The organism is Asticcacaulis sp. (genome assembly GCF_020217185.1).
Lineage (GTDB): Bacteria > Pseudomonadota > Alphaproteobacteria > Caulobacterales > Caulobacteraceae > Asticcacaulis.
Genome location: NZ_JAIWNX010000248.1, coordinates 1 through 10,000 on the forward strand (window position 1 = coordinate 1; position 10,000 = coordinate 10,000).

The following is a 10,000-nucleotide window of genomic DNA, read 5'->3' on the forward strand; positions in this document are numbered from 1 at the left end:
CGGTGCGGCCAATCTCGATAGCCGTGGTGGGGCGCGGCGCGGTTTCGAGCGCGGTCAGAATCTGATCCGCAAGGCGCATCAGGCGGTCATAGAAGGCGGTGTGGGCGGCGGGAATGTGGGGGGCGATCTGTGTCATGGGCTCAGCATGACAGAGGTTCACGCGGCGGGGACAGATTGTGAGAAAATGCGCTTAAGTGATTGAAATTGTCGATGACGCAGCGGGGATAGATTTTTTTGCCACGGATAGACACGGATGGCGGCTTCGCCCGCCGAACACGGATGATCCGCGCTCCGGGCCTCTCAGTTGTGCAATGAACATCCGTGCCCGCCGCGCCAGCGGCCATCCGTGTCTTTCCGTGGCTAACCCAAACCCTGTTTCCCTCAGCCGCAAAATCGCGTTAGATGCGCGCCCAAAGCCAAAAGAGCCATCAGGGGAGTCGCCATGTCCATTCTGAACCGCCGCGCGTTGATGTCGGGGCTGAGCGCCGCCGGGGCCGCGCTGACCCTTCCGGCGCTGGCCCGAACGACGCAACACTGGACACCGTCGTGGTACGCCGCGCCGGAGCCCTCCGGCAACAAGGCGCAGGCGCAGGATCTCACCCTGCGTCAGATCGTGCGCCTCAGCGCGGGCGGCAGCGCCGTGCGTATCCGCCTGTCCAACGCCTATGGCGACACGCCGTTGCGCATGGACGCCCTGCGCATCGCCAGACGCCTGTCCGGCGCGCGGATCGACCCACAAAGCGACCGCGCCGCGACCTTTGACGGCCAGACGTCCGTGACGATCCCGCCGGGGGCCTATGTCCTCAGCGACCCGATCCCCCTGACGGTGGCGGCCCACAGCGACCTCGCCGTAAGCCTGTACGTCAAGGGCCCCGCCCCCCTGACCACCCTGCACGAAATCCAGCGCAGCGCGCTTTACGTCGCCAGCGGGCCCCAGACCGCGGCTCCCGAACTGCCCACCATCAAGCCCGATATCGGCATCGGCAATGCCTTCCCGTGGGTGTCCGGCGTCGAGGTCGCCACCCCGAAGACGCAGGCACTGGTGGCCTTTGGCGACTCGATCACCGACGGCTACGGCATAACGCCGGATCAGGGCCGCACCTGGCCCGACGTGCTGAGCCAGCGCCTCAGCGCCGCCCGCATCCCCTTAAGCGTTGTCAATGCCGGCATCAGCGGTAACCGGCTGCTCAATCATGGCACCTGGGCGCGGTTTGGCACCGGCGCTCTGGCGCGCTTTGACCGTGACGTGCTGGCCCAGCCCAATGTCGCCGCTGTGGTGCTGCTGATCGGCATTAACGACCTCGGCCACGCGGGTGGTCCGGACAGTCCCGGCTATGCCCCGCTGGACGACCTGAAGATGGGCCTCAGCCAGATTGCCGCCCGCGCGCAGGCGCACGGCATCCGCACCTATGCGGCGACGCTCACCCCGTTCAAGGGCACGACCTTCAAAGACTATTACAACGACGAGAAGGAGACGCGGCGCGTGGCGCTGAATACGTGGCTAAGGCGTAGCGATGTCTTTGACGGCCTGTTTGATTTTGACAAGGCGCTGGAAGACCCGGCGCGTCCCGGCTGGCTTTTGCCGGGGCTGGGCATGGCCGACAATCTGCACCCCAATGACGCCGGGGCGGCGAAGATGGCGCAGTCGATCCCACTCAATGCTTTTCAGTGGGTGCGCAAAGCCTGATCGCATCCTGATGCGTGAGGGCGCAGACTCTGCCGCCCACACAGGAGGATGGACCATGCCCAAGCAAACCCCGGCTCAGAAGCGCAAGATCGAAAAGGTCATGGGCGAATTCAAGGACGGCGATCTGAAAAGCGCCAGTGGCGCCAGGGTCAAGGATCGCGATCAGGCCATTGCCATCGCCCTTAGCGAGGCCGGAGCCTCGAAAAAGGGGAAGGACAGCTAACCCGCCTTTTTCAGCCCCTCACGCCACGACTCGGCGTCCAGATAGGCGGTGATGGCCTCGCTACGCATGGGCTGTGAGAAGTAATAGCCCTGAATATAGCGCGCGCCGATCTCTTCCAGACGGCACAGTTCCGCCGCCGTCTCGACGCCTTCGATGACGTGGTCGAGCGACAGGTTACCGCACAGGTCGATCAGCGTCTTGACGATCTTCACCGTCGAATCGTGGCGCAGAAGCTGGGTAACGAAGCTGCGGTCGATCTTGATCTTGTCCACCGGCAGCCGATGGATGTAGCCGAAGCTGGAATAGCCCGAACCGAAGTCATCGAGCGCGATGCGGCTGCCCATGCCTTTCAGCAGGGCCAGAGCCTCCAGCGCCTGATCAAAGTCGCTGAGCATGGCGGTTTCGGTGATTTCGAACTCGATGCGCTTCGGATCGACGCCCGACGCCTTTACCGTGTCGCAGATGCGCGCAATGGCCGGCAGCGAGCGCAGGTCGCGCGCCGACAGGTTGAACGACACGCGCATATCATTCGGCCAGTCGCGCACCGCCACCAGCGCCTTGCGCAGCAGGATCAGGGTGATGTCGCTGATCAGGCCGGAGCGTTCGGCGGCGCGGATGAAGATGTCCGGTCGCACCGGCCCCAACTTTTCCGACTGCCAGCGGGCCAGCGCCTCGAAGCTGACCGTGCGCTGCGCCTTGAGGTCGATCTGCGGCTGGAAGACGATATAGAGTTCACTTTCGAGGTCGGACGAACGCAGGGTCTGATCGACGGCGCCGAAATCCTGCATCTCGTTTTCGTGGCGGCGGTCAAAGATGACCGGCGCGCCGCGCAGGTTCTGCTTGGCGTAATAAAGCGCGTAGTCGGCGCGCTCCAGCATTTGCGAGGCGTTCCACTGGGCCTCCGCGTCCGAATGCACGAAGCCGACCGAGCCGGAAATATTGGCGCACACCCCGCCGCCCAGCACATAGGTTTCGCGCAAGGCGTCGCAGAGGTCTTCGCCGAAGCGACGCAGATCGTCGTCAGGCATCTGCCCGTTGAGGATAAGGGCGAACTCGTCTCCGCCCAGCCGCGCCACGACACCGCGCGACTCCACGACGGCGCGCAGACGCTTGCCGACCTCGATCAGCAGGGCATCGCCGACGCTGTGGCCATAGAGGTCATTGACCGGTTTGAAACCATCGAGATCAATCAGGGCCAGATCAAAGGCGTGGCCGTTCTTGGCCCCCACAAGCGCCACATCCAGCTCGGTGAAAAAGCTGCGGCGATTGGGCAGACCGGTCAGGGCGTCGTAATGCGCCAGAATCTGCGCCTCGTGGCGGTGCTTTTCGGCCACCAGCCGGGCATGAACGGCGCGGAAAATGGTACTGCGCATGATGCCAGCCATGCCCAGCGCCGTGACAATCCCGCCGATACCGACCCAGATATGCTGCTTGAGCACGGGGAAACCGGCATGATGCGCCATGACAAACATGGTGCCAATGGCCAGAAGCGAGGTCGGCACCACGACCCGCAGCGACACGGCGGAGGTGGCGAAGACCAGGGTCATCAGCACAAAATAGATCAGCTTGGCCGGCACGAAGTGCAGGTACTGAGACACCACGACATTGGTGTACATCAAAAGGCTGACGATCAGGGTGGCAAGCTCCAGCCGCTCCACGCTTTCGGCCCCGCGCGTCCAGCGGAAAAAGGACAGGCCGGTTATGGCCGTCAGCCCCCCCAGACAGGCCATGATCGGCAGGTCCATCCCCTTTTCATAGAAAAAATGGGAGATGAAAATGACGATATAGTAGCTGCCGACCACGCCGCACAGACCGCGCACGACCGGGCGCAAGGCAATGGCGCGCTGACGCTTCAACTCCGCCGTATCGACTTCACTCTGTCTGTGGCTCGCCTTCAGACGACGCCACAGCCGGTAAGCATACCGACGCAAGTCTCCGGTGCGTTCGGTCAGTGACAGCATAAGACCCCTGCAGGATGACGCGCAGTCAACAGAGCCTGCGCCACAGAGGTCACAACCTAGAGGAATGCCCTAAAGATTATACTAATCTGTAGGAAATAATCCTGTAAAACAAGGTTATGATATGCTTTGCGGGGAATCGTTCCAATTGAGACTTGCGCCCCGCCCCCCGGCGCGCCTAAGAAAGACCTTATGCTGCACACGCAAACAGACACCCCCGCCCGCACCGATTCTACGGCGTTGCTTGCGCACGTCATCGGTCTGGCGCAGGCGCAGGGGGCGGATGCCGCCGAAGCCGTCTATTCGCAAAGCCGCTCGCTCAGCGTGGGCGTGCGCAAAGGGGCCGTCGAAACCGTCGAAAGCGATGAGGCCACCGATCTGGGCCTGCGGGTGTTTGTCGGTCAGAAACAGGCCGTCGTCTCGGTCTCCGAATTTTCAGAGCGCACGCTGGCGCGGCTGGTCGAACGCTGCGTCGCCATGGCGCGGCTGGCCCCGGATGATGCCTATGCCGGTCTGGCCGACCCGGCGCGGCTGTGGCGCGGTGACGGCGTGGAACTGGATATTTTCGACCCCACAGAGCTGAGCGCCGATGCCTTGCGCGAACGGGCGCTGGCCTGTGAAGCCGCAGGCCTGATCGACCCGCGCCTGCAAAGCGACGCGGCCAGTGCGGGCCAGAGCTTCACCCGCTGGCAGCTTCTGACCTCGGACGGCTTTGCCGGCCACCACCGCACCAGCCTGTCGTTTCAGTCGGCGCGCCTGATCGCCACGGACGAAACCGGCGGCATGGAGCGCGATGGCGAAGGCCGCTCAACGCGCTACCTGTCCGATTTGCCGTCGCCCGAAGCGACCGGGCATATGGCCGCTGAGCGCGCCTTGAAAGCGCTGGGCGCGCGCAAGATCGACAGCCGCACCGCCCCGGTCCTGTTTGAACCCCGCACGGCCAAGTCGCTGATTGGCCTGTTCCTAGGGGCCATTTCCGGCCCCTCGGTGGCGCGCGGCTCCAGCTATCTGAAGGACAGGCTGGGCCAGCGCCTGTTCGCACCCGGTGTGCACATCATCGACAATCCGTTCCGCCCGCGCGGTCTGGGCTCGTGCCTTTATGACGACGAAGGCGTAGCGGTGCGTGAGCGCGCCCTGATCGACGACGGAATCCTGACCACGTGGCTGCTCAACAGCGCCGCCGGGCGGCAACTGGGCATGGCCTCGACCGGGCACGCCTCGCGCTCTCTGGCGCATCCGGCGGGCGTTTCGGCGCACAATGTGACGCTGAGCCCCGGTACGCGCTCCCCTGCCGACCTGATGGCCGCCGCCGGTTCGGGGGTGCTGATTACCTCGATGTTCGGCCCCAGCGTCAATTCGGACACCGGCGACTGGTCGGCCGGGGCGTCGGGCTTTGTGTTTGAAAACGGCGAACTGACGCACCCGGTCAATGAAATCACTGTCGCCGGCAATCTGATCGACATTTTCGCGCGCCTTGAGCCCGCCTCAGACCTTGAGATCAAGGGGACGCTTGATACCCCCTCGATTCTGGTCGATGGCCTGAGCATCGGGGGCAAGTGATGAGCCGGGCCGCGCCGACGCTTCAGGATGAGCTTGATCTGCTGATCGACCGGGCGCGGCGCGCCGGGGCGCTGGCCCAGCACCTCAAGGCGCAGGGGCTGAACATCTCTTATAAATCAGACGGCTCCATCGTCACCAATGCCGATCTGGAGGTCGATCTGTGGCTGAAGGAGGCGCTTTTGGACGCGCGCCCCGGCTATGGCTGGCAGAGCGAGGAATCGCCCGACACGCCCGCCCGCCTGACGCAGTCGCACCTGTTCGTGCTCGACCCCATCGACGGCACCATGGGCTTTACCAAGGGCTCGCCCTATTGGACGATCGCCCTGTGCCTGGTGCAGGCGCGCCAGCCCGTCGCCGCCGTGGTCTATGCGCCCGACGCGCAGGAAATGTACAGCGCCGGCAAGGGGTTAGGCGCGTTTTTGAACGGTGAGCCGATCCGCGCTTCCGCCACCACCGACCTCAGCGTGGCCCAAGGCATCGGCGATGCCCGCCTGTTCGGCCGCGACATCTGGCCGGAGCCGTGGCCGAAGATGAACATAACCTCCCGCCCCTCGGTCGCCTATCGCATGGTGTGCGTGGCGGCGGGCCGCGCCGATTTCACACTGGCCCTGACGCCCAAGCGCGACTGGGACGTGGCGGCGGCCACCCTCATCTGCCATGAGGCCGGGGCCATCGTCTCCGACCATCTGGGGCAGGCCTACGACTTCAACGCCCCCGACAGCCTCAAAGCCTCGCTGATCTGCGCCAATTCAGGTCTTTACCCCGAAATCCGGCGTCGTTGCGCCGCCCTTCCTTCCCTCGAAACCCTCTGAGAGTTTGACCATGAGCGACAAACAACTGCTTCACATCGTCATCGGCGGCGAACTGCAAGCCCCCGGCAGCACCGACTTCAAGGACCTCAAGGCGGTCGAATTTGTCGGCGCCTATGCCAGCTACGAAGAGGCCAAGACCGCCTGGCGCGCCAAGGCGCAATCGACGGTCGATAACGCCCTGATGCGCTATTTCGTCATCCACGCCCACCGTCTGCTGAACCCGGCCAACGATTAATTAGAGCGGAATGGTTTCTAGTGGAATCATTCCGCTTAAGCCGCCATTGAGGCGGCGGCCAAGGTGGCAAAGCCACCGCCCGGCGAGGGGCTAAACAAAAATCTAGATCATTATGATTTCTGCCAGAAATCATAATGATCTAGCTCTCAGTTCTTCGTCGGGGTCACCGCCGTGCCGCGCGGCAGCGGTTCCGGACGCGACGTATTGTCCTTCCACATCAGCGTATTGAGACAATCGGCGTCGCCCAGCACCAGAAGCGCCGATTGCTGGCACCTGGCCTGCGCCTCGGTGACGCAATAGCCCTTGCCATTGGCGTCTTTCGTAAAGACCAGATCGCGCGCCTTGCACGCCCTGGGCGACGGCAGGGTGGCCTGCGGGCTGCCCGCCGCGGGTTCGGGCGTGGACGCACAACCCGTCAGGGCCAAAGCCGCCAGCGTCACAGCGATGAATTTCAGCGACATGGCCATACTCGTTTTCCTTCGCAGTCGTCTCAAATCTTGCTCGAAAAACGACCCGCGCGCAACGTCACCTACTCGCGGCGGAAAATCTTTTCGGTTAGCAGCGTGCCCCACCACGCCGCCTTGAAGTCCGACTTGATCTTTACCGGATCATACAGGTCCGACTGCGTCCATTCGACGAAGGACATGCCGCGCGGTTCGCCCTCGGCAAAATAGCAGTCGAAAATATAGTCGAGCACGCCCGTCTTGCCCGCCTTCATGTGCAGGGTGCGCAGACCCAGTTCCGAAACCGCCTCTCTCAGGGGGTGTTTGAGGTGCAGGTGGCGGTACAGGACGCTCATGATCCCGGCGCGGTCCGCCCCGGATTTACAGTGCATCAGGGCCGGATACTGAATGCTGTCGAACAGCTTTTCGGCCTCAAGGATGGCTTCGGCGGAGGGCACATCGCGCGAGGTGACGATGAAATCGACCAGATCGAGCCCTAGTTTTTGGCAGGCATGGCGCTCCAGCGCGAAAAACGCCCCCTGCCCGCCGCGCAGATTGATCACCGTGCGGATGCCGTCGTGCTTTTTGAACCAGGCGAGCTGAAACGGCCACGGCTGGTTGGTGCGCACCATCTTATCGTCGATCCAGTGGGCATTGGTGAAGCCCAGCCGCAGATAGGCGTGGTCGTTCCACAGAAAGGCCAGATAGGTCTTGAACAGCCCCCATGGAGTAGAGGTGTCGAAAACCTTGGGCGTTTTACGTTTCTTGAACAGCTTCACGGGGTACCATTTAAAAAATGAGCGCTCTAGATCGAAATGACTTTAAGAGGAATCGCCATTTCGCTCTAAATTTTTGTTTTGTCGCGATATTTTTGTCGAAAACCGCTCACACTTTTCGACATATCGCTCTACCCTCATACGCCCCCGGCGTGCCGGGGGAGGTGGCACGCCGCAGGCGTGACGGAGGGGGGCTTGCGACGTTTCAACCCGTCGCGCTCGCCGGGCTTAAGAAGGCCCCCACCACCCCATCTCACCTGTCTTCGCCAAGGCTCAGACAGGCTCGTGCGGTCCCCCTCCCCAACAAGTTGGGGAGGTATGAAGATGATCCAAGCGCGCCATATACAGATTTCCACGCCGGAAGACAAACTATTGGCTTTGCCCGTCCGTGGCATATCCCTATATAGTTTGAGGTTCAGAGAGTTACACGTTTTCATGACCCCCATTGCCGCCGATACCCCTGCCCTGCCGGAGACCGGCTCGCGCGCCGTCATGGCGCGGGTGTGGCGTGATTATCTGCAAAAATACAAAGGCTTTCTGGGGCTGGCGCTCGTCTGCGCCGTCATGGTCGCCGTTTCGACCTCATTCGTCATCTGGTGCCTGAAGCCCGGCATCGAACTGTTGTTCGGCGAAAGCGATTCGGCTGCGGCCTCCGAAGTCCCGGCCTTTGTCGCGGCCCACCCGCTGATCTGGGTACCGGCGGTGATGATCGGGGCAACGCTGGTGCGGCTGGTGTCGCAACTGGGCTTAGCCACCTCGGTCAACCGCGTCGGGCACCAGCTTGTCGGGCGTATTCAGTCGCAACTGTTCGGCAATATGGTCCATGCCGACCTCGGCCACCTCAACAAGGCGCATTCGGGCAGCTACCTGTCCTCGGTGCTGTTCGACGCCGGTCTGATGCGCGAAGCCACCACCAATGGCGTCGTCAACTATGTCCAGCACGGCGGCATCGTCATCGGGTCGCTGGCCTATATGGCCTTTATCGACTGGCGCATGACGCTGGGCGTGCTGATCGCCGGACCGGTCATCGCGGCGGTGCTGGGGCAGTATAACCGCCGCACCAAAAAAGCCGCGCAGGGCGCGATGGACGAAACCTCGTCCCTATCGACCGCCATCATGGAAAGCCTTGATGGCGTCAAGATCGTCAAGATCAACAATCGCGAAGCCTATGAGCAGGGCCGCGTCGATGCCGTTATCGCGCGGCGTCAGAAGCACATCATCAAGGGCGCCAATGCCCGCGCCGCCGCCGCCCCGGTGACCGAAGCCCTGACCACCATCGTGCTGGCGCTCGTTGTCGTCTATGCCGGCTGGCGCGCTCAGTCAGGCGCCATGACGCTGGGCGGCTTTACGGCCTATATCTCCTATCTGGGCGCGGCGGGGCAGTCGCTGCGGCAACTGGCCAATCTGCAAACCGTCATGGCCGAAGGCTTTACCGCGGCGCGCCGCCTGTTTGCCGCGCTGGACGTCGCGCCGGAAATCGCCGATGCGCCGGATGCGCAAGCGCTGAAACCCTTTGACCGGGTGACGTTTGAGAATGTCGCCTTCGCCTATGGCGATAAGCCGGTGCTGGACGGGGTGAGCTTTGAAGCGTGGGCGGGTCAGTCGGTGGCGCTGGTCGGGCCGTCGGGATCGGGCAAATCGACCCTGCTCAACCTCATTCCACGCTTTTATGACTATACGGGCGGCGAAATCCGCTTCGGTGAGACGCCGCAGCGCGCCGTGACGCTCAAATCCCTGCGCGCTCATATCGCTCTGGTGTCGCAGGACCCGTTTTTGTTCGACGACACCATCCGCGCCAATATCGCCTATGGCCGCCCCGACGCCACCGAGGCAGAGATCGTGCAGGCGGCGCGCGACGCCGCGGCGCTGGAATTTATCGACGACCTGCCCGATGGTCTTGATACCCGCGTCGGCGAAGGCGGGTCACGCCTGTCCGGCGGGCAGAAACAGCGCATCGCCATTGCGCGTGCCTTCCTGAAAGACGCACCGCTGCTGCTGCTCGATGAGGCCACTTCCGCCCTCGATACCCAGTCCGAGGTCAAGGTGCAGCAGGCGCTGGAGCGGCTGATGGCCGGGCGCACCACCCTGATGATCGCGCACCGCCTTTCGACCGTGCGCCACGCCGATCTGATCCTGGTCCTGCGCGACGGGCGCATCTCTGAGCGCGGCACGCACGACGACCTGCTGGCGCGCGGCGGCCTCTATGCCGAGCTTTACCGCACGCAGTTCGAGCGCGTCCCGGAAGGGGCAAACGCATGAAGTTCCTGCTCGAATCCGACGGCTTTCAGGCCTTTATGGCGCGGCTG

At 63.3% G+C, this 10,000-nt stretch carries 9 protein-coding genes; 6 read left to right on the forward strand and 3 right to left on the reverse strand.

All coding sequences use genetic code 11. The annotated features are described in order from the left end of the window. Nucleotides 1-442 precede the first annotated feature (442 nt). Both LDL37_RS12370 and LDL37_RS12375 read left to right on the forward strand, forming a co-directional pair. Nucleotides 443-1,687: an SGNH/GDSL hydrolase family protein gene (locus tag LDL37_RS12370; protein ID WP_290798745.1), complete on the forward strand. Its 1,245-nt coding sequence runs from the start codon at nt 443-445 to the stop codon at nt 1,685-1,687. A gap of 55 nt (nt 1,688-1,742) precedes the next feature. After that, a complete protein-coding gene (locus LDL37_RS12375) occupies nt 1,743-1,910 on the forward strand; it encodes a DUF6496 domain-containing protein (protein ID WP_290798748.1) in 168 nt (55 codons plus the stop codon). Here the strand turns inward: LDL37_RS12375 and LDL37_RS12380 are convergent. Next, nucleotides 1,907-3,871, reverse strand: a complete 1,965-nt coding sequence (locus LDL37_RS12380; RefSeq protein ID WP_290798751.1) for an EAL domain-containing protein — start codon at nt 3,869-3,871, stop codon at nt 1,907-1,909. The two genes, LDL37_RS12375 and LDL37_RS12380, sit on opposite strands and share 4 nt — an antisense overlap. Nucleotides 3,872-4,060: 189 nt before the next feature. Between LDL37_RS12380 and LDL37_RS12385 the strand changes: the two genes are divergently transcribed. The 3 genes from LDL37_RS12385 to LDL37_RS12395 are packed head-to-tail and all read left to right on the forward strand — an operon-like array spanning nt 4,061 to nt 6,475. Beyond that, nucleotides 4,061-5,428 (forward strand): TldD/PmbA family protein, encoded by a 1,368-nt coding sequence (locus LDL37_RS12385; RefSeq protein WP_290798754.1) that lies wholly within the window; start codon nt 4,061-4,063, stop codon nt 5,426-5,428. After that, on the forward strand, nt 5,428-6,240 hold the full coding sequence (locus LDL37_RS12390; RefSeq protein WP_290798757.1) for a 3'(2'),5'-bisphosphate nucleotidase CysQ: 813 nt from the start codon (nt 5,428-5,430) through the stop codon (nt 6,238-6,240). The genes LDL37_RS12385 and LDL37_RS12390 overlap by 1 nt, the downstream gene beginning before the upstream one ends. 10 nt (nt 6,241-6,250) lie before the next feature. Further along, nucleotides 6,251-6,475, forward strand: a complete 225-nt coding sequence (locus tag LDL37_RS12395) for a DUF4170 domain-containing protein (RefSeq protein ID WP_013480963.1) — start codon at nt 6,251-6,253, stop codon at nt 6,473-6,475. Nucleotides 6,476-6,621: 146 nt separating this feature from the next. Here LDL37_RS12395 and LDL37_RS12400 read toward each other — a convergent pair whose 3' ends face one another. Beyond that, a complete protein-coding gene (locus LDL37_RS12400) occupies nt 6,622-6,942 on the reverse strand; it encodes a hypothetical protein (protein WP_290798762.1) in 321 nt (106 codons plus the stop codon). Between the two features lie 62 nt (nt 6,943-7,004). Then, complete coding sequence (locus LDL37_RS12405; protein ID WP_126424109.1) at nt 7,005-7,697, reverse strand: protein tyrosine phosphatase; 693 nt, start codon at nt 7,695-7,697, stop codon at nt 7,005-7,007. Between the two features lie 432 nt (nt 7,698-8,129). On the opposite strand from LDL37_RS12405, the gene LDL37_RS12410 reads away from it, so the two are divergent. Next, a complete protein-coding gene (locus tag LDL37_RS12410; RefSeq protein WP_290798766.1) occupies nt 8,130-9,953 on the forward strand; it encodes an ABC transporter ATP-binding protein in 1,824 nt (607 codons plus the stop codon). The last annotated feature ends 47 nt before the right edge of the window (nt 9,954-10,000 follow it).

Coding starts and splice junctions, on each gene's coding strand:
- LDL37_RS12370 (WP_290798745.1), top strand. CDS start 443: ATGTCCATTCTGAACCGCCGCGCGTTGATGTCGGGGCTGAGCGCCGCC.
- LDL37_RS12375 (WP_290798748.1), top strand. CDS start 1,743: ATGCCCAAGCAAACCCCGGCTCAGAAGCGCAAGATCGAAAAGGTCATG.
- LDL37_RS12380 (WP_290798751.1), bottom strand. CDS start 3,871: ATGCTGTCACTGACCGAACGCACCGGAGACTTGCGTCGGTATGCTTAC.
- LDL37_RS12385 (WP_290798754.1), top strand. CDS start 4,061: ATGCTGCACACGCAAACAGACACCCCCGCCCGCACCGATTCTACGGCG.
- LDL37_RS12390 (WP_290798757.1), top strand. CDS start 5,428: ATGAGCCGGGCCGCGCCGACGCTTCAGGATGAGCTTGATCTGCTGATC.
- LDL37_RS12395 (WP_013480963.1), top strand. CDS start 6,251: ATGAGCGACAAACAACTGCTTCACATCGTCATCGGCGGCGAACTGCAA.
- LDL37_RS12400 (WP_290798762.1), bottom strand. CDS start 6,942: ATGGCCATGTCGCTGAAATTCATCGCTGTGACGCTGGCGGCTTTGGCC.
- LDL37_RS12410 (WP_290798766.1), top strand. CDS start 8,130: ATGACCCCCATTGCCGCCGATACCCCTGCCCTGCCGGAGACCGGCTCG.